The organism is Martelella sp. AMO21009, assembly GCF_053484295.1.
Map to the genome: position 1 here is coordinate 34,843 of NZ_JBAKFR010000021.1, position 18,897 is coordinate 53,739.

The following is an 18,897-nucleotide window of genomic DNA, read 5'->3' on the forward strand; positions in this document are numbered from 1 at the left end:
GTTTTTGAGTAAGGACGGCGAAAAACTCAGCCCGCGACCTTTCCGCCGGTCATCGGCGCGGGAACGCCGGTGGTTGTCGGGAAGCTGATCGGGAGACCGCGCAGCGTCCGGACCGCGAGAAACGCAAAGCACTCCGCCTCGATCGCATCGCCGCGCCAGCCGACCGTTTCCGCCGGCACGGCTTCGACGCCGGCGCGCGTTCCGAGCATCTGCATGATCGCCGGATTGCGCCGCCCGCCGCCGCAGACGATCAGGCGTTTCGGACGCACCGGCAAAAGGTCGAGCGCCTTGCCGACGGCGGCCGCGGTGAAGGCGGTGAGCGTTGCCGCGCCCGTGGCCGGGTCGAGGCCGTCGGCCATCTCAGCGGTAAAGTCAAACCGGTCGAGGGATTTCGGATAAGGCGCTGAAAGATAGGGATGTTCGAGCAACCGCGCGAGCCGTTCCTCGTCGACGGTTCCGGACAGCGCCAACTTGCCGTCGCGGTCCATCTCGCCGAGGCCGTTTGCCTTGATGAAGTCGTTGAGCGGCGCATTGGCGGGGCCGGTATCAAAGGCGATCAGCCGGTCGCCGCCATCCCATGACGTGACATTGGCAACGCCGCCGAGATTGAGCACGGCCGTCTCGCCGGAGGTATCGAGGCCGCGCAGCAGCGCCTGATGATAGCCAGCCGAAAGCGGCGCGCCCTGCCCGCCGGCGCGGATATCGGCGGTGCGGAAATCATAGGCGACCTTGCAGCCGAGCAGTGCGTGCATCAGCGCGCCATCGCCGAGCTGGCGGGTGTCGCCGATGCGCGCTTTCGTCGGCGCGCGATGGAGGACCGACTGGCCGTGGAAACCCACAACGCCGATATCGGCCATGGTCAGGTCCTCGGCCTCGACCAGCGCCTTCACGGCGGCGGACTGGGCGCGGGTCAGAACCTCTTCGGCCTTTGCGAAAATCGCGGGCTCCGGTCCCTCGAAATTCCATTTACGGGCGACGGCCAGCGTTTCCTCCAGCAGGTCGCGGGTTGATTGCGGATAGGGGGCAAGGGTATAGGCGCCGAATTGCTCGACGCTGACGCCATCGGTCTTCAGCATCGCGACGTCGATATTGCCGTCGAGCACGGTGCCCGTCATCAGGCCCACGGCCCAGACAGGTTTGTATTCCTCGGCCATTAATCCGCTCCGTTTATGTAATCGCTGACGGCGCGGCGCAGCGCCATAATGCCGCTATCGAAGTGGCGGCTGGGGTGAACGCGGTTGGTGAGCAGCGTCCAGGCGTGGCCGAGCTCGAAATCCACGCACAGCGAGGTGCCGGTGAAGCCGGTATGGCCGATCGTCGCGGGCGAGCACAAAGCGCCGCCGTGCCAGCCCTCATAGGGCCGCTCCCAGCCATGGGTGCGGCGCTCGGACAAAGGCTCCCGCATCAGCTTGAATGCCGCATCGCCCTCGGCGTCGCGCTCCAGCAAGTCGTGAGCGAAACCCAGGACGGCATCGACTTGGCCGAACAGTCCGGCATGACCGGAGCCCTGAAGCGCAAAGCAATTCTCGTCATGCACCTCGCCGGCCATCACCCGGCCGCGCCATGTGCAGCGCTCGGTCGCAGCCGTTTGCTCCGGCTTGGCGGACCAGGCGAATCCGGGCCCCGGATCGAGTTCGCGGATCGTCTTGCCGGACAGCCGTTCCAGCGCGATGCCCAGGAGGATGTAGTTGATATCGGAATAGACCGGCGTCTCCACCCGCTTCCATTCCCGCTGCAGCACGAACGCCCGCAGACGATCGGGATCGCCGCCGTAGGTGTAGATCGGCTCGACCGCCGGAAAATGCGTCTGGTGCCCGAGGCACTGGCGGAAGGTCACCTGCCGCTCCCAGCAATTCGGATCATATTGCCGGAAATCGGGGATGACGGAGGTGAGCGGCGCGTCGAGATCGATCTCTCCCGCCTCGGCCAGCGACAGAATGCGCGAGGTGGTGAAGATCACCTTGGTGAGCGAGGCGAGATCGAACCAGGTATCGATGGCCATCGGGCGTTCTTCCGGCACGATCGCGGCCCTGCCGACAGCCCGGGTCAGCCGGTTACCCTCGCGGTCCACGAGGCCCAGCACGCCGCCGGGAATGCGTCCGTCGGCAACGGATTGCTCAACTGCTGCAAACGCCTTGTCGAAATCGGTCTCGTTCATGGTTCGGCCCTCGCCAGATGATCATCGCCATAGGATATCCAATCCGCCTGCGCCGGCTCATAGCCCGCCGGCCGCACCAGCGACGGGACTTCGGTGGTGTCGAGCCGGTAATCCTGGTGGCGGCGGTCGATGCTGGGCACCGCCGAGATCAGCCGTTTGGTGTAGGAATGCCGCGGATCGGCGAGCACGGAACGGGCATTGCCGATCTCAACGATCTGCCCGGCATAGACCACGGCGATGCGGTGGGCGATGCGCTCGACCACCGCCATGTCGTGGGTGACGAACAGATAGGAGAGGTTCATGTCGCGCTGCAGCTCGGTCAGGAGCTCCAGCACCATGGCCTGCACCGAAACATCGAGCGCGGAGACCGCCTCGTCCAGCACCACGACGGAGGGTTTCAGCATCAGCGCGCGGGCGATGCAGAGCCGCTGACGCTGGCCGCCGGAGAACTCGTGCGGATAGCGTGTCAGCGCGTTTTCCGGCAGGCCGACGCGTTTCAAGAGTTCGGCCATGCGGGCGCGGGTCTCGGCATTCAGCCTTCCGCCGGTCGCGATCACCGGTTCGGCGAGGATGCTGTCGACGCGCAGGCGCGGATTGAGCGAGGCGTAGGGGTTCTGGAACACCATCTGGATCGGATCGCCATGGGCGGCGACCGAACCGCCCTCGCCCAGTGCAAAATGTCCGCGCGTGGGTTTGGTCAGCCCCATGATGGCGCGCGCAGTGGTCGATTTGCCGGAGCCGCTTTCGCCGACAATGCCGAGCGTCTCGCCCGGCATCAGGTCGAAATCGATGCCATCGACGGCATGGACGGCGCCCGTCTGCCGCTTGAAAAACCCGGACGCGACGGGAAAGCGCACGGTCAGGTTTTCGACGGCAAGCGCCGGCTTCGTATCAGGCTTGCGCGTGAAGTCGCTCCTCACAGCCCGCCCCTCGGCAAAATGCGGCACCGCCTTTAAGAGATGCTGGGTATAGGCGTGCTGCGGATTGTCGAGAACCGTGTCGGTCTCGCCCTGCTCCACCACTTCGCCGGCCTGCATCACCATCACCTTGTCGGCGATGCCGGCGACGAGGCCGATATCGTGGGTGATGAAGATCAGGCCCATGTCGCTTTCGCGCTTGAGGTCGGACAGAAGCGCGAGGATCTGCGCCTGAACCGTAACATCGAGCGCGGTGGTCGGCTCATCGGCGATCAAGAGGCGCGGATTGCAGGACAGCGCGGTCGCGATCATCACCCGCTGCAGCATGCCGCCGGAAAGCTGATGCGGATGGTATTTCAGCCGCCGGGCGGCATCGGGAATGCGCACCCGCTCCAGCGCCTCGCGCGCGGCGTTCATGGCCTGCTTGCCGGTAAGGCCGTGATGCAGGCGGAAACTCTCCGCAATCTGCTCGCCGATCGTGTGAACCGGGTTCAGCGAGGTCATCGGCTCCTGAAAGATCATGCCGATCTCGCGGCCGCGAATGCCGGTCAGGCGTTTTTCCGGGAGCGTCGCCAGGTCGACGGTGTTGCCGTCCGAGAGCGTGTAATCGATCCGCCCGCCGGTGATCTTGCCGCCGCCGAAATCGACAAGACGGTTGAGGCAGAGCGAGGTGACGGATTTGCCGGAGCCGCTTTCGCCGACAATTGCCATGGTCTCGCCGGCGGCAAGGTCGAAGCTGACGCCGCGAACGACCTCGTTTTTCTCCGGGTTCCTGCCAAAGCCGACGCGGAGATCGGAGACATTAAGAAGCCTGCTCATGCCTCTGCCCTCCTGGAACGTGGGTCGAGAATGTCGCGCAGCGCATCACCCAGAAGGTTGAAGCCGAGAATGCCGAGCATGATCGCGAGTGCGGGGAAGATCAGCAGCCAGGGCGCCATTTCCATCAGATTGCGCGCCTCGCTCAGCATCAGGCCGAGGGAGGCCTGCGGCGGCTGGGTGCCGAGGCCGAGGAAGGAAAGCCCCGCCTCCGTCAAGAGCGCCCAGGCAAGCGCCAGCGTCACCTGCACGGTGAGCGGAGCCACCAGATTGAGCAGCATGTGGCGCGAAAGGATGTAGGAGCGCGAGGAACCGAAGGTGCGCGCGGCATCAACGAATTCGCGGGTTTTCAGCGACAGCGCCGGGCCGCGCACCACGCGGGTGAAGATCGGCGTGTAGACGAAGGCGATCGCCATCACGCTGGTCCATGTGCCGGGGCCGACAATGGTGATGATCAGGAGCGCCAGCAGGATCGCCGGAAACGCCAGCAGAACATCCATCAGCCGCATGATCGCGCCATCCCAGTTGCCGCCGAACCACGCGGCGGCAAGGCCGAGCACGATGCCGGCGATCGTGGCGAGCGCCACGGAGGAAAACGAGACGATGAAGGATTGCGCGATGCCGATCATCAGCCGGCTTGCGACATCACGGCCCAGCAGATCGGTGCCCATCCAGTAGGTGGCGGATGGCGCATGCAGGCGGTCAATGCGGAACTGCATCAGCGGGTCGTGCGGGGTGACTCCGATCAAACCGAGGATCGCGATCACGATATAAAGCCCGACGATCGCGCCGCCAATGCGGCCGCTCGGATGGGCGAAGATGGAACGGATGAGAGCCATTACTGCGCTCCCAGCCGGATACGCGGATCGAGCGCCGCATAGGCGAGATCAACCAGCAGATTGACGATCATGAAATTGAGCGCGATGAACAGAACGCTGCCCTGCACCAGCGCATAATCGCGCTGAAGAATGGCATCCAGCACGGTGCGCCCGAGCCCCGGCAGCGCGAACACCTGCTCCACGATCACCGCCCCGCCCAGCAGATAGCCGAACTCGACGCCGGAGACGGTGACCACCGGGATCAGCGCATTGGGCAGCGCGTGATGCCAGATCACCTGACGCTGCGGCACGCCCTTGGCGCGGGCGGTGCGGACATAATCGTCGGAGAGAATATCGAGCATGGCGGAACGCGAGATGCGGGTCACGGCGGCGGCAAAGGCGAAGCCGAGCGTCAGCGCCGGCAGGATCATCTGCGCGAGGTTCTTCAAGGGATCGGCGAAGAACGGCGTGAAGGTGCCCATGGCGGGCAGCACGCCGAACCAGACGGAAAGCGCATAGATTGCCAGGAGCGCGACGACGAAGCTCGGCGTCGACTGGCCGATCATCGCGACGACGCGAACGATGAGGTCGGACGGCTTTTCGGCATGGGTGGCAGCATAGATGCCGGCCGGCAGGCCGATGGCGAGCGCCACGATCATCGACAGCAGCGCCAGCTCCAGGGTTAGCGGAAACACGCGCAGAATGACGTTCAACACCGGCTTGCCATAGGTCACCGAAATGCCGAGATCGCCATGCAGCACGCCGCCGAGCCAGTGCCAGTATTGGCCGAACCAGCTCTGGTCCATGCCGAAATAGGTTTCAAGCGCGGCGCGCTGTGCCGGCGTCAGCAGGCCGGCCTCGGTTCCCAGCATCGCCGTAATGGCATCGCCGGGAACCAGCCTGATGGAGATGAACACGAGGACGGACACCCCGAGCATGACCAGAGGAAAGGTCACCAGTCTTCGGGTCAGATAGTTCATGGGGCGTTGACCTCGCGTCGTTCTTTATTCGCCGATGGTGACGGCGGTGAGGCCGAAGAGCGAGCCGGTCGGCGTCGCCTCGAAGCCCTTCACCTTGTCGGTGCTGGCGGTGTAGCTGTAACCGGTATAGAGCCAGACCCAGGGCGAAACCTCGGTGATGTGCTTGGAGAATTCCACGAAGATTTCCTTGCGCTTGGCCGGATCGGTTTCCACGCGGCCTTCATTCATCAGCCTATCAAGCTCGTCGTCGATATAGTGGGCGACGTGGTTGAGGTTGCCGTCCTTGGTCCAGTAGCGGTTATACATGGTGTAGGGATCGGTGCGGCCACCGTTCAGCGCCACGGCCATATCGAAATCGCCCTTCAGCCAGCGGTCGATATAGACGTTCAGCTCCATCATCTCGATCTCGAGATCGATGCCGATCTCGGCAAGCTGCGACTGGATGACCTGGGCTTCGGCGGCGGCCGTCGGCGGCTCGCCGGTCGCGGCCATCACCTTGGCGGAGAAGCCATCCGCATAGCCAGCCTCCTCCATCAGCGCCTTCGCCTTGTCGAGGTCCTGCGTGTAGCAGAACAGTTCGGATGTGTCGGTGGCGAAGGCCGGCATGGTCAGCGGGCCGGTCACCTTGCCCTCGCCCAGAAGGGCGGCATCGAGCACGTCCTGCCGGTCGATCGCGCAGGAGATCGCCTGACGGACCTTCAGCTCCTGCATCGCGCCTTCTTCGGCATTGAGCTGGAGCACATGGTAGGACAGCACCGGTTCGCGATCGAGCGTGAGGCCGGGATTGTTCGGCACCAGCGTTGCGACCAGCGGATCGTTGATCAGCGCGAAATCAACCTGGCCGGTGCGCAGCGACGCGAGGATCGCGGTCTCGTCCGGCAGGACCGAAATGTCGAGCCCATCAATAGCGAGTTCGCCGCCAGCCCAGTTCTCATTGGCCGTCAGCGTCTCGCTGGAGTTGGGCTCCCAGTTTTCAAGCACGAACGGACCGGAACCGAGGGTCTCGGTGCCAAGCGTATCGGCCTCGATCGCCGAAGCGGGCACGATCGCCGCGTTGATCGACGACATCGCGGTGAGCAGCGGTACGTCCGGCTGCGACAGGTTGAAGACGACGGTTTCATCGTCCGGCGTATCGATGCTTTCGATCGACAGGAAGTTGGAGCGGGCCGAAGCACTGGTCGCCTCATCCAGAATGCGCTCGAACGACGCTTTCACATCCGCCGGCATCACCTTGTCGCCATTGGAGAATTTTGCATTCGGATCGAGCTTGAAGGTGAGCGTCTTGCCGTCCTCGGAGAATTCCCAGGAGGCAGCGATGGCCGGCACCACGTTCAGTTCAGCATCGGTGCGCACCAGCGGCTCGTAGACCAGTTCCAGCAGGCGGATCGACGCGAAGGCGGTCTGCTTGTGCGGGTCAAGGCCGGTCGCATCCTGCGACCATGCCATTTTCAGTGTCTCCGCCGAAGCCGGCGCTGCAGCGAGCGCGGCGGCAATCGCCAGCGCCGATGCAATCGTCTTGATTTGAACTCTTCCCATGATCAATTCCCTCGAGATGATGATTGTTGCCGGTCGTGCGACCGGAGCGACTTCAGTCTTCGCGGCCTAGCGCCGTCTTCTGGTCGATAGCCTTGCGCAGATAGCCACCCGATCTCGTCAGGAGATCGCGGCCTTCCTGCAATTCCATATCGGTCAGCGCCAGCAGAATCGCGAGCTTGACGTCATTCTCGGTTTTTTCCAGCAGCGCCGCCGCCTCTTCGGCGCTGGCGCCCGAGGCCTCCATGACGATGCGCACCGCGCGGGCGTAAAGCTTGGCGTTGCTGACCGTCACATCGACCATCAGGTTCTGGTAGACCTTGCCGATGCGGATCATGCTGGCCGTGCTCAGCATGTTGAGCACGAGCTTCTGCGCCGTTCCCGATTTCAGGCGGGTGGAGCCGGTCAGGACCTCGGGCCCGACGACGGGCGCGATCGAGATTTCGGCGATGGCCGCAATGGCGGATGACGGGTTGCAGGAGAGCGCGACCGTGCCGGCCCCGATCTCCCGGGCATATTCCAGCGCACCGATTACATAGGGCGTGCGCCCGCTGACGGCGATGCCGACGACGACATCGCGCTTCGAAAGATTGACGGCCTCAAGATCGGCGCGCCCCAAAGCAGGGTCATCCTCCGCGCCCTCGACGGCAGTGGTGAGCGCCGCATTGCCGCCTGCGATCAGGCCGACCACCATGCCCGGCGGCACGGAGAATGTCGGCGGGCATTCGGAGGCATCGAGCACGCCGAGACGGCCGCTGGTGCCGGCGCCGATATAGATCAGCCGTCCGCCGGCATTGAACGCGGCAACAATGCGCTCCACCGCTGCCGTGATCGGTGCGATCTCGCGGGCCACCGCGCCGGCAACCAGTCCATCCTCGGCATTGATGGTTTCAAGGATCTCGCGCGTGCTCAGCAGATCCAGCTCAACGCTTTTCGGATTGCGCCCTTCGGATACCAGTTTGTCGAGCTCGCCATTCAACAGATTCACGTCGAAATTCCCCTGCCCTTCAAGGCTTGCCGGTGGACGAATCCGCAGCCGCAGCCTTCTATCTTGCCCAGAGGCTATAATCGAGAATTCCAACTGTCAAATAATATCGCGAATAATTTATTCCAAAACGGACCACGCAATCGCGAAAATCAATTTGCAACAATTCCATTGTATTCCCGAATTCAGGAATTTATTATTCTTCACGTTCGACCCTTTCGGAAAGGCAGGCCGTGTCCGTCCTCAGCATCATCGAAGCCCAACTCGAAAGCCTTGCGCCCGCCGACCGGCAGATCGGCGATTTCATCCTCGCCCATCCGGACGAGGTGCTGCGGCTGTCGTCCGCAAGCCTTGCCGAGAAGACCGGGCGCAGCCAGTCGAGCGTGGTGAAATTCGCGCAGAAACTGGGTTTTTCCGGCTATCAGGACATGAAATTTGCCGTCAGCAAGGCGAAGGCCAGCGAATGGCGCGCGCCGGGCGCGCTGCATGCGAGCATAGAGCTTGACGACAGCCAGGCCACGATCGCGCAAAAGCTTCTTGCCAGCAAGATGCACGCCATGCAGCAGACGCTGGCCGCCAATGACGAGAGCGCGATTGCCCGGGCACTGGAGATCACCGACGCCGCTCAGCGCATCCATGTGGCCGGAGTCGGCGCTTCCTCGCTGGTGGCGCGCGATTTCTGCTACAAGCTGCAGAAGCTCGGCCGCTACGCGCTGCATGATTCCGACAGCCATGTGCAGATGGCCAATGTCTCCGCCGCTAGGCCCGGCGATGTGCTGTTCGCGCTCTCTTATTCCGGCGCGAGCATCGAGACCGTACGGATCGCCGAGCTCGCCCGCAAGCGCGCCGTCACCGTGATCTCGCTCACGGGTCCGAAACAGAACGCGATCGCCCGCGTCGCCGATCTCAACCTCTACACCATTGCGGACGAGGAGAAGGTGCGCTCCTCGGCGATCACCGCGCGCGATGCCCAGCTGATGCTCACCGACTTCATCTTCATTCTGCTGCTCCAGCGCCAACAGGACGCTGGCGACTACATTGCCGATAGCGGCGATGCGGTTACGGCGCTGAAGATTAACGAGAAATAGCGCGCGCTCCCTTGGCCGGCAGGCCTCCGATTGACGGAATCGCCCACCGGGTGCAATGATCCTGCCGCCCTTCCGCCGCCTTCAGGTAAAACGACCATGCCCACCCGTCTCGTTCCCAAAACCATTAGCGTTCTGCGCGAAGGTTATTCCGCTTCCCGTCTGAAAAGCGATGCCATTGCCGGACTGACCGTCGCGATCGTCGCTCTGCCGCTGTCGATGGCGATCGCGATCGCCTCCGGCGTCTCGCCCGACCGCGGCCTTTATGCCGCGATCATCGGCGGCTTCTTCGTCTCGCTGCTAGGCGGCAGCCGACACCAGATCGGTGGTCCGGCGGGGGCGTTCATCGTGCTGGTCGCAGCCTCCGTCGAGCGCCATGGCATTGACGGCCTGCTGATTGCCGTCATTCTTTCCGGCCTGATCATGATCGCGGCCGGCTATCTCAAGCTCGGAGCCTATATCCGCTTCATCCCCTATCCGGTGACCGTTGGCTTCACCGCCGGCATCGCCATCATCATCTTCGCCAGCCAGCTTTCTGCGATCTTCGGCCTAGATTTGCCCGGCAAGGAGCCAGGCCCGTTCGCCGAAAAGGTCGCCTATCTGGCGCAATATGTTGGCACGACCAACATTTCGGCCGTTGCCATAGCGGTGCTGACCATCGCCATCATCGTGGCCGTGAAGCGCTTCAGGCCGGGCTGGCCGGGCATGCTGATCGCCGTTGCCGTTGCAACCCTCGCGGCCTTTGCCCTCAACCTGCCGGTGGAAACCATCGGCAGCCAGTTCGGCGGCCTGCCGCGCGGGCTGCAGGCCCCGGCCCTGCCTGCGCTGTCGCTTCAGAAGGTCATCGCCGTGTTGCCCGACGCCTTCGCCTTCGCGCTCTTGGGCTCGATCGAATCGCTGCTTTCCGCCGTCGTCGCCGACGGCATGACCGGGCGCCGGCATCGCTCCAACATGGAACTGGTCGGCCAGGGCGTGGCCAATATCGCCTCCGGCCTGTTCGGCGGCATCTGCGTGACCGGCACCATCGCGCGCACCGCGACCAATGTGCGCGCCGGCGCGACCAGCCCGTTTTCCGGCATGCTGCATTCGCTATTCCTGCTCTTGTTCATGATCGTCGCAGCGCCGCTGGCCCGCTTCATCCCTCTTGCAACTCTTGCCGGCGTTCTGGCGGTCGTCGCCTGGACGATGGTGGAAAAGGCCGCGATCCGGACGCTGCTGCGCACCTCGCGCGGCGATGCCGTCATCCTGCTCGTGACGCTTCTGCTCGTCGTTTTCCGCGACCTGACGGAGGGCATCGTCGCCGGTTTCGCGCTCGGCGCCGTCATGTTCATCGACCGCATGGGCAAGAATGTCGCCGTAAACCCCTATTCCGACTACAACACCCGCCCGGAAGCCCCTATCGCCAACACCGACCCCGACACCGTGGTCTACCGCATTTCCGGCGCGTTCTTCTTCGGCGCGGCCGCCACCGTCGGCTCGGTGCTCGACCGGGTGGCCGGCGGTGCGAAGAATTTCGTGCTCGACCTTTCCGACGTTCCCTATGTCGATTCCTCCGCCGCCAACGTGCTGGAGGGCACCATCGGCAAGGCCGAACACCGCAAGGTTCGGGTTCTGCTCGCCGGCGCAACGCCGAGCGTCCGGTCTATCCTCGAAAGCCACGGGATCTCAGAACCGCGCGTCGCCTATTGCGCCACCCTCGACGAGGCGGCCGCACGAATCGAAGCCGACAAAAACGAAACGGCGGACTGAGGCGGGCGCGACCGGCGCTTTCCTCCTCCCGCAACGCCGTACACAAGCTTTCAAGCGGAAATACATAACCGGAACATTGTTGTCTTTCTATATATAAAACAATGATTTGACAGGGGCTTGCAGGAATGGAACAAATGGAGTACAAATATGTAAATTCTGAAATCGTCTAGGCGGCAGCGACAACAAGGGATAAGGTCCATGGCACAGAATTCACTAAAACTCGTCGAGGAAAAATCGGTGAACAAGAGCAAGGCGCTGGAAGCGGCACTTTCCCAGATCGAGCGCTCGTTCGGCAAGGGCTCGATCATGAAGCTCGGTGCCAATGACAGCGTCGTCGAGATCGAAACGGTGTCAACCGGCTCGCTCGGTCTCGATATCGCGCTCGGCATTGGCGGCCTGCCCAAGGGACGCATTATTGAAATCTACGGCCCGGAAAGCTCGGGCAAGACCACGCTCGCGCTGCAGACGGTGGCCGAGGCGCAGAAGAACGGCGGCATTTGCGGCTTTATCGATGCCGAACATGCGCTTGATCCGGTCTATGCCCGCAAGCTCGGCGTCGACCTGCACGACCTCCTGATCTCCCAGCCCGATACTGGCGAGCAGGCGCTTGAGATCGCCGATACGCTGGTGCGCTCCGGCGCGCTCGACGTGATCGTGATCGACTCGGTTGCCGCCCTCACCCCGCGCGCGGAAATCGAGGGCGAGATGGGCGACAGCCTCCCCGGTCTCCAGGCCCGTCTGATGAGCCAGGCGCTGCGCAAGCTCACCGGCTCGATCTCCCGCTCCAACTGCATGGTTGTCTTCATCAACCAGATCCGCATGAAGATCGGCGTCATGTTCGGCTCGCCCGAAACCACGACAGGCGGCAACGCGCTGAAATTCTACGCCTCCGTACGTCTCGACATCCGCCGGATCGGCGCGGTCAAGGATCGCGACGAGGTGGTCGGCAACCAGACCCGCGTGAAGGTGGTGAAGAACAAGATGGCCCCGCCCTTCAAGCAGGTCGAGTTCGACATCATGTATGGCGAGGGCGTTTCCAAGACCGGCGAACTGATCGATCTCGGCGTCAAGGCCGGCATCGTCGAGAAGTCCGGCTCCTGGTTCTCCTATAACAGCGAGCGTCTCGGCCAGGGCCGGGAAAATGCCAAGCAGTTCCTGAAGGACAATCCTGCGATCGCCGACGAGATCGAGCTTGCGCTGCGCCAGAATGCCGGCCTGCTTTCGGAAGGTCTGCTCGATACGGATGAAGACGGCGGCGATGCCACCGGCACCAATGACGACTGAGATCTGTTGTAAGGACACTTCATGATTTCGATTAAACAGCGGCTTTATCGGGCCGCTGTTTTCTCTTGTCTGGACAGTATCTTCGCCTGTCGTTAAAAGCCGGGAAACGGACACACCAGAATTCAAAGGGACGTGCGCAGCATGAATGGCGTGAATGAAATCCGGTCGACCTTTCTCGACTACTTCAAGCAGAATGGACATGAAGTTGTCGCGTCCAGTCCGCTGGTGCCGCATAACGACCCGACTCTGATGTTCACCAATGCCGGAATGGTGCCGTTCAAGAACGTCTTTACCGGGCTTGAATCGCGGCCCTACTCCACCGCGACCACCGCGCAGAAATGCGTGCGCGCCGGCGGCAAGCACAACGACCTCGACAATGTCGGCTATACCGCGCGCCACCATACCTTCTTCGAGATGATGGGCAATTTCTCCTTCGGCGATTACTTCAAGGAGCGCGCGATCTCGCTTGCCTGGAACCTGATCACCGGCGAATTTGCGCTTCCCAAGGACAAGCTGCTGGTCACCGTCTACCACGAGGACGACGAGGCCTTTAACCTCTGGAAGAAGATCGCCGGCCTGCCCGACGAGCGCATCATCCGGATCGCGACCTCGGACAATTTTTGGTCGATGGGCGATACCGGCCCCTGCGGCCCCTGCTCCGAAATCTTCTACGATCACGGCGATCATATCTGGGGCGGTCCGCCCGGTTCGCCAGAGGAGGATGGCGACCGGTTCATCGAGATCTGGAACCTGGTGTTCATGCAGTATGAGCAGATTTCCGCCGACCGCCGCGAGAACCTGCCGCGCCCCTCGATCGATACCGGCATGGGCCTCGAGCGGGTCGCGGCCGTGTTGCAGGGCAAGCACGACAATTACGACATCGACCTGTTTCGCAACCTGATCGCAGCATCGGTGGATCTCACCGGCGTGAAGGCCGAGGGCGAGCACCGCGCAAGCCACCGCGTGATTGCCGATCACCTGCGCTCGTCCGCCTTCCTGATCGCCGACGGCGTTCTGCCGTCGAATGAAGGCCGCGGCTATGTCCTGCGCCGGATCATGCGCCGCGCCATGCGCCACGCCGAACTGCTCGGCGCGCGCGAGCCGGTGCTCTACAAGCTGCTTCCGGTGTTGGTCGGCGAGATGGGCCGCGCCTATCCCGAGCTGCATCGCGCCGAGGCGCTGATTTCCGAGACGCTGAAGCTTGAGGAATCCCGGTTCCGCAAGACCCTCGACCGCGGCCTGACGCTGCTGGATGAGGCAAGCAGCAACCTGAAGAAGGGCGACAGCCTCGATGGCGAGACCGCTTTCAAGCTTTACGACACCTACGGCTTCCCGCTCGATCTGACCCAGGATGCCCTGCGCGCCCGCGGCATCCATGTCGACCTCACCGGCTTTCAGGACGCCATGCACCGCCAGCGTGCCGAAGCGCGCGCCCACTGGCAGGGCTCCGGCGACAAGGCGACCGAGACGATCTGGTTCGAGCTCGGCGAGAAGCACGAGGCGACCGAGTTTCTCGGCTACGATACCGAAAAGGCCGAGGGCATCACCCTGGCGCTCGTCAAGGATGGCGCCTCGGTGGAAGCCGCACGGGAGGGCGATGCCGTCGCAATCGTCGTCAACCAGACGCCGTTTTATGGCGAATCCGGCGGCCAGATGGGCGATACCGGCACGATCCGGACCGAAAAGGCCGTTCTGCGCGTGACCGACACGCAGAAAAAGGGCCGCGGCCTGTTCGTGCACTACGCCACCGTCGAGACGGGCGAAATCACCCGCGGCGAACCGGTTTCGCTGGAAGTCGATCATGCGCGCCGCTCGCGGCTACGCGCCAACCACTCGGCCACCCATCTCATCCATGAGGCGCTGCGCGAGCGGCTCGGCAACCACGTCGCCCAGAAGGGTTCGCTGGTCGCGCCCGAGCGGCTGCGCTTCGATATTTCGCACCCCAAGCCCCTGAGTGCTGAGGAACTGACCGACGTCGAAAACATGGCCAACGAGATCGTGCTGCAGAACGCCCCGGTCGCAACCCGGCTGATGAGCGTCGACGACGCGATCGCGGAAGGCGCCATGGCGCTGTTCGGCGAGAAATACGGCGAAGAGGTGCGCGTCGTGTCGATGGGTACCGCGACGTCGGGCGACAAGGCCGGCAAGACCTATTCGCTGGAACTGTGCGGCGGCACGCATGTGCGCGCCACCGGCGATATCGGCCTGATCCGGATCGTTGGCGAAAGCGCGGTCGGCGCCGGCGTGCGGCGCATCGAGGCGCTCACCGGCATCGATGCGCGCCGCTATCTCACCGACCAGGACGAAAAGCTGAAGGCGCTGGCGGCGAGCCTCAAGGTACAGCCTGACGATGTCGGCACTCGCGTCGAGGCGCTGCTCGATGAACGCCGCCGGCTGGAGCGCGAACTCACGGAGGCGCGCAAGCAGCTTGCCCTCGGCGGCTCGGGATCGGCCGACGAATCCGAGAAGATCGGCGACATCAACCTGATCGCCAAAGTGCTCTCGGGCGTGGCGGCGAAAGACCTGAAGAGCATGGCCGATACCGCCAAGACCAACCGCGATCACACCGCCGTCGTCTTCATCGCCGTGGCGGAAGACGGCAAGGCAAGCATCGTCGTATCGCTGACCGACGATCTGACGCAGAAATTTTCCGCGGTCGATCTGGTGCGCGCGGCCTCGGCGGCCGTCGGCGGCAAGGGCGGCGGCGGACGTCCCGACATGGCCCAGGCCGGCGGCCCCGATGGCGCAAACGCCGAGGCTGCCATCGATGCCGTGCGGACAGCGCTCGCCGGTTGAGGCCGGCAACGGAGCGCTGCAAACCTTGCGGGTGTATTGAGCCGCGCTTGTTCCCGTTCGGCGTCTGGAACCAAGTGGCCGGATCAGGCCGCTTTTTCATCCAGCGCAACGGCGTCGAAGGCGCGCGCGATCACGTCAGGCCCCGCGCCCGGCTTCGTCGCCTCGGTTGAAAGGATCTGGCGATAACGGCGCGCGCCGGCATGGCCGCTCATCAGGCCAACCATATGGCGCGTGATCTGGGAAAGCCGGGTGCCCGCTGCCATTTCACGGTCCGCATAGGCCATCATCGCGTCGCGCAGCGCTTCCCAGTCCAGCGCCCGGCGCGGCTCGCCAAACAGTCGATGATCAACGTCAGCCAGAATTGCAGGCGTCTGGTAGGCCGCCCGCCCCATCATCACGCCATCGACTTTGTCGAGATGGGCCTCGGCCGCATCCATGGTCAGGATGCCGCCATTGATGCCGATGAAGAAGTCGGGATGCCGCGCCTTCATGGCATAGACCAGCGGATAGTCGAGCGGCGGAACCGAGCGGTTTTCCTTGGGGCTCAGCCCCTTCAGCCATGCCTTGCGGGCGTGAATCCATAGCGCATCGGCCCCGGCGCCCACCATCCGGTCGACGAAATCCGGAAGCACCGTCTCGGGATCCTGATCATCCACGCCGATCCGGCATTTGACGGTGACCGGCACCGAAACAGCGGCCTTCATCGCCGAAACCGCCCGTTCCACGACCTCGGGCGTCTTCATCAGGCAGGCGCCGAACGTACCGGACTGAACGCGGTCCGACGGGCAGCCGACATTAAGATTGATCTCGTCATACCCGAAATCGCTGCCGATCGCCGCCGCCTCCGCAAGCTTCACCGGATCGGACCCGCCAAGCTGCAGCACCACGGGATGCTCCACCGGCGAAAAGCCCAGTAGCCTCTCGCGATCGCCACGCAGCACAGCATCGGCCACGATCATCTCCGTATACACCTGCCCGCGCGTCATCATCTGCCGATGAAAAAACCGACAATGCCGATCCGTCCAATCGATCATGGGCGCTATAGCAAAACGCCGAGATACGCTAATCTGCGATTTTCCTTCTTTTTCCACTACTTAGTCCATATCTCTCATTTTTGCCCTTGCCTCTTTTCGGCTCATTTCGTACCCTTTTACCCGGAAAGTACAACAGATGTTGTACCGCTAAAGGCAATGTTGTACCGATATGGGCACCATCGTAAAGCGTTCACGCAAGGATGGATCTGTAGCATGGCTCGCGCAGATTGTCATAAAGCGCGGCGGCAAGATCGTCCTGCGTGAGAACAAAACCTTCGAGCTCCGATCGACGGCCAACGCCTGGCTCAGGCAACGCGAAGATCGGCTCGGTCAACCTGGCGCGCTTGAGGCCGCGCTCGAATCCAGGTCGAGCGGGAACCAAGACCCGACGCTCTCCGACGCGATAGATCTCTACATCCGAGAAAGCAACAAGAAGATCGGTCGGACAAAGGCGCAGGTGCTCAGGAGCATCAAGGATTTCGATATCGCCGACAAAACATGTGCCTCGATCACGAGTGCCGATATTGTCGCGTTCGCGCGCGAGAAACTAGAGAGCGGAGTTCAGCCACAGACCGTCTCGAATTATCTCTCGCACCTCGGCGCCGTATTCGCCATCGCGCGCCCTGCCTGGGACTACCCTCTTGACCGGCAAGCCATGCAAGATGCCTGGATCGTCGCCGACCGGCTCGGTCTGACGACGAAGAGCCGTGAACGCGATCGTCGACCAACCCTCGACGAACTCGACAGGCTCATGCAGCATTTCAAGGATCGATCGGCTTCCAGACCTTCCTCGATTCCGATGCACCGCATCATCGCCTTCGCCATCTTCTCCACCCGCCGGCAGGAAGAGATCATCCGGATCACCTGGAAAGACTTGGACAAGGAAGGCAAGCGCGTACTGGTGCGCGACATGAAGAATCCCGGCCAAAAAATCGGCAACGATGTGTGGTGCGACCTGCAGGAGGAAGCACTTTCGATCGTCGAGGCCATGCCCAAAGTCGCCGATCAGATCTTCCCTTACACCACGGACGCGATCGGCGCGTCCTTCACGCGCGCCTGCAAGCTTCTCGGGATCGACGATCTTCGCTTTCATGACCTGCGGCACGACGGCGTTTCCAGGCTGTTCGAGCTTGGCTTGAACATACCCAAGGTCGCATCCAACTCCGGACACCGGTCGTGGACGTCGCTCAAACGCTATACGCACCTGCGGCAGACAGGAGACAAGTACGACAGCTGGAAATGGCTCACGGAAGTGACAAGGAAGGACCCTGCCCTGAAACTTGTCCAACACGGCCAGTTTCCACGCCGACGACGTTCGGAGAGAACTGGCAGACCTGCGGAGCTCCAATAAGGAAAATCTATCCTTATGCACATCGTGCCAAACGGAGCCTAACGTTTGGAGAGAATTGTGAGGATCGAAAAGGTCGAAGTCGAAGCCTATGGCGCGTATCTTAAGGACAAATCCCGGCCCCCAAGTCGGGGCGGCAACAAGCGCGCCTGGCATCAACACGTCATGACCATCAACGGCGAAAAATACTCCTTCCTGGCTCCGTGGTCGGGCAAGTTCGTGTTCAAAGGCGAGACGGTGAGTTTCGACTGGGAATGGGACGAAACCGGGAGGTATCGCAACGCGAATGTTGCTACCGTTGTTGCTTGGACGCCCGATGGAAAACAGATGCGCCGCGGCGAGCGAGGCGGCAAGGTTTGGCGCACAGCGGAAGCTCGGCCGCCAGGCCGCCGCAGCGAATGGGAAAACTGACAGCCTGTTGGCTTGTACCTATGATCGGGCGCACACGATGTTTGGGGATTCTAGGACGCCCAGAGAGCGGCCGCGATGAGAATCGGCTGGGAGGGCCGGGTCCGTCACGGAATAGTGCAAACTCGTAGTCGCCTGCCTCTCGGGTCGCTCCGTCGCGCCCCTCATCGATATCGAAGCCAGTCGGAGCATTGCCCGGCAACTTGTCAGGCGCGATACACGGCGTCAGCGCCCCTCACCGCGTCTAAACTCTTCGAATGACGAAAAGGATCTCCAGCCCTTCGAAGCATTCAATTTAGCCAAGCGCGTCTTCCCGATCCGGCCGTGCAAATACTCGCTTACGGGGACGAAGTGCTCCAACGAAAGAAGCTTCCACCGCGCTCCGAATTTGTGTTCGATATTCTTGGAAATCGCCCCATGACTGAATCTGGTCGCACGCCCAGGCTCCTGCATGGCGAATTTGTTGTAACGGCTGATGAGGTATTGAATATACCGGCACGCGTCCTGATCGGCTCCGATGGTACCGGCTGGTGGCTCGATCCTTACGGTGCGACCCCGAGCTTTCACGTTGACGGTGCCGCCGACAATCGCTCCAGGACTGTCGACAACGACGTTCCCGCTATTGTTGTTCACCACCAAACGGCGCGACGCGTTCAGCAACAACTTTGCAAAGAATGCATCCGTCGCCTGCTCAGGCCGGCCTAACTGCGCCGTCTGGATTTCCTTGATTTCTCGCAATGCGTCCACAGAGTAGATGTCGGATTCCGCATCAACAACTTTATGATGCCGCCGGCAAAGCAGGATCAAATTATCAAAGCCGTGCCGGTCCGCGTCAGACTGCGCTTCATCGTACCGGGGCCCACCCCTGCTTCGCGCGCGAATGTGACAAATCTCTCCTGCTACAGTCCCTCCCGATTCGACAATGGGCGAACTACAACCAGGAAAGGCGCACACATTACCGGATAATGCGAAGAGCCTGCGTATCG

Annotated in this window: 15 protein-coding genes; 6 read left to right on the plus strand and 9 right to left on the minus strand. The window is 62.6% G+C overall.

What is annotated here, in order from left to right:
* Positions 1-26 precede the first annotated feature (26 nt).
* From V6766_RS18730 to murQ, 7 genes are read right to left on the minus strand one after another with little or no spacing between them, the layout of a single operon-like run.
* Positions 27-1,154 (minus strand): anhydro-N-acetylmuramic acid kinase, encoded by a 1,128-nt coding sequence (locus tag V6766_RS18730; RefSeq protein ID WP_448469109.1) that lies wholly within the window; start codon positions 1,152-1,154, stop codon positions 27-29.
* Entirely contained in the window at positions 1,154-2,158 is a 1,005-nt protein-coding gene (locus V6766_RS18735) for a serine hydrolase domain-containing protein (RefSeq protein ID WP_448469111.1), read from the minus strand. The genes V6766_RS18730 and V6766_RS18735 overlap by 1 nt, the downstream gene beginning before the upstream one ends.
* Positions 2,155-3,894, minus strand: a complete 1,740-nt coding sequence (locus V6766_RS18740) for an ABC transporter ATP-binding protein (protein WP_448469113.1) — start codon at positions 3,892-3,894, stop codon at positions 2,155-2,157. Before V6766_RS18740 ends, V6766_RS18735 begins: the two co-directional genes overlap by 4 nt.
* Positions 3,891-4,730: an ABC transporter permease gene (locus V6766_RS18745; RefSeq protein WP_448469115.1), complete on the minus strand. Its 840-nt coding sequence runs from the start codon at positions 4,728-4,730 to the stop codon at positions 3,891-3,893. The genes V6766_RS18740 and V6766_RS18745 overlap by 4 nt, the downstream gene beginning before the upstream one ends.
* Positions 4,730-5,689 (minus strand): ABC transporter permease, encoded by a 960-nt coding sequence (locus V6766_RS18750; protein ID WP_448469117.1) that lies wholly within the window; start codon positions 5,687-5,689, stop codon positions 4,730-4,732. The genes V6766_RS18745 and V6766_RS18750 overlap by 1 nt, the downstream gene beginning before the upstream one ends.
* Positions 5,690-5,713: 24 nt before the next feature.
* A complete protein-coding gene (locus V6766_RS18755; protein WP_448469118.1) occupies positions 5,714-7,225 on the minus strand; it encodes an ABC transporter substrate-binding protein in 1,512 nt (503 codons plus the stop codon).
* 52 nt (positions 7,226-7,277) lie between these two features.
* Positions 7,278-8,210 (minus strand): N-acetylmuramic acid 6-phosphate etherase, encoded by a 933-nt coding sequence (gene murQ, locus V6766_RS18760; protein WP_448469120.1) that lies wholly within the window; start codon positions 8,208-8,210, stop codon positions 7,278-7,280.
* A gap of 230 nt (positions 8,211-8,440) precedes the next feature.
* On the opposite strand from murQ, the gene V6766_RS18765 reads away from it, so the two are divergent.
* The 4 genes from V6766_RS18765 to alaS all read left to right on the plus strand — a co-directional run bounded on the left by V6766_RS18765 (position 8,441) and on the right by alaS (position 15,121).
* The gene (locus V6766_RS18765; protein ID WP_448469122.1) at positions 8,441-9,295 is read left to right on the plus strand and encodes a MurR/RpiR family transcriptional regulator; all 855 of its coding nucleotides are present in this window, start codon (positions 8,441-8,443) and stop codon (positions 9,293-9,295) included.
* A 96-nt stretch (positions 9,296-9,391) separates the two neighbouring features.
* Positions 9,392-11,041: a SulP family inorganic anion transporter gene (locus V6766_RS18770; protein WP_448469124.1), complete on the plus strand. Its 1,650-nt coding sequence runs from the start codon at positions 9,392-9,394 to the stop codon at positions 11,039-11,041.
* A gap of 198 nt (positions 11,042-11,239) precedes the next feature.
* Positions 11,240-12,325 carry a recombinase RecA gene (gene recA / locus V6766_RS18775; protein ID WP_448469126.1) on the plus strand — a complete coding sequence of 362 codons (1,086 nt, stop codon included), beginning with the start codon at positions 11,240-11,242 and terminating at the stop codon, positions 12,323-12,325.
* 141 nt (positions 12,326-12,466) lie between these two features.
* Positions 12,467-15,121, plus strand: coding sequence for an alanine--tRNA ligase (alaS, locus tag V6766_RS18780; protein WP_448469128.1), 2,655 nt, complete (start codon positions 12,467-12,469; stop codon positions 15,119-15,121).
* 83 nt (positions 15,122-15,204) lie between these two features.
* Here alaS and dusA read toward each other — a convergent pair whose 3' ends face one another.
* The gene (gene dusA, locus V6766_RS18785; protein WP_448469183.1) at positions 15,205-16,188 is read right to left on the minus strand and encodes a tRNA dihydrouridine(20/20a) synthase DusA; all 984 of its coding nucleotides are present in this window, start codon (positions 16,186-16,188) and stop codon (positions 15,205-15,207) included.
* A 136-nt stretch (positions 16,189-16,324) separates the two neighbouring features.
* Here dusA and V6766_RS18790 point away from each other — a divergent pair, with 136 nt between their 5' ends.
* Together V6766_RS18790 and V6766_RS18795 are read left to right on the plus strand one after the other, a co-directional pair.
* A complete protein-coding gene (locus V6766_RS18790; protein ID WP_448469130.1) occupies positions 16,325-17,506 on the plus strand; it encodes a site-specific integrase in 1,182 nt (393 codons plus the stop codon).
* 57 nt (positions 17,507-17,563) lie between these two features.
* The gene (locus V6766_RS18795) at positions 17,564-17,914 is read left to right on the plus strand and encodes a hypothetical protein (RefSeq protein ID WP_448469132.1); all 351 of its coding nucleotides are present in this window, start codon (positions 17,564-17,566) and stop codon (positions 17,912-17,914) included.
* 222 nt (positions 17,915-18,136) lie between these two features.
* Here the strand turns inward: V6766_RS18795 and V6766_RS18800 are convergent, their stop codons facing one another.
* Entirely contained in the window at positions 18,137-18,718 is a 582-nt protein-coding gene (locus V6766_RS18800; RefSeq protein ID WP_448469134.1) for an HNH endonuclease signature motif containing protein, read from the minus strand.
* Between the last annotated feature and the right edge of the window lie 179 nt (positions 18,719-18,897).

Bases quoted from the DNA above. Each gene is read 5' to 3' on its own strand.
- V6766_RS18730 (WP_448469109.1), bottom strand. From the start codon at position 1,154: ATGGCCGAGGAATACAAACCTGTCTGGGCCGTGGGCCTGATGACGGGC.
- V6766_RS18735 (WP_448469111.1), bottom strand. From the start codon at position 2,158: ATGAACGAGACCGATTTCGACAAGGCGTTTGCAGCAGTTGAGCAATCC.
- V6766_RS18740 (WP_448469113.1), bottom strand. From the start codon at position 3,894: ATGAGCAGGCTTCTTAATGTCTCCGATCTCCGCGTCGGCTTTGGCAGG.
- V6766_RS18745 (WP_448469115.1), bottom strand. From the start codon at position 4,730: ATGGCTCTCATCCGTTCCATCTTCGCCCATCCGAGCGGCCGCATTGGC.
- V6766_RS18750 (WP_448469117.1), bottom strand. From the start codon at position 5,689: ATGAACTATCTGACCCGAAGACTGGTGACCTTTCCTCTGGTCATGCTC.
- V6766_RS18755 (WP_448469118.1), bottom strand. From the start codon at position 7,225: ATGGGAAGAGTTCAAATCAAGACGATTGCATCGGCGCTGGCGATTGCC.
- V6766_RS18770 (WP_448469124.1), top strand. From the start codon at position 9,392: ATGCCCACCCGTCTCGTTCCCAAAACCATTAGCGTTCTGCGCGAAGGT.
- recA (WP_448469126.1), top strand. From the start codon at position 11,240: ATGGCACAGAATTCACTAAAACTCGTCGAGGAAAAATCGGTGAACAAG.
- alaS (WP_448469128.1), top strand. From the start codon at position 12,467: ATGAATGGCGTGAATGAAATCCGGTCGACCTTTCTCGACTACTTCAAG.
- V6766_RS18790 (WP_448469130.1), top strand. From the start codon at position 16,325: ATGGGCACCATCGTAAAGCGTTCACGCAAGGATGGATCTGTAGCATGG.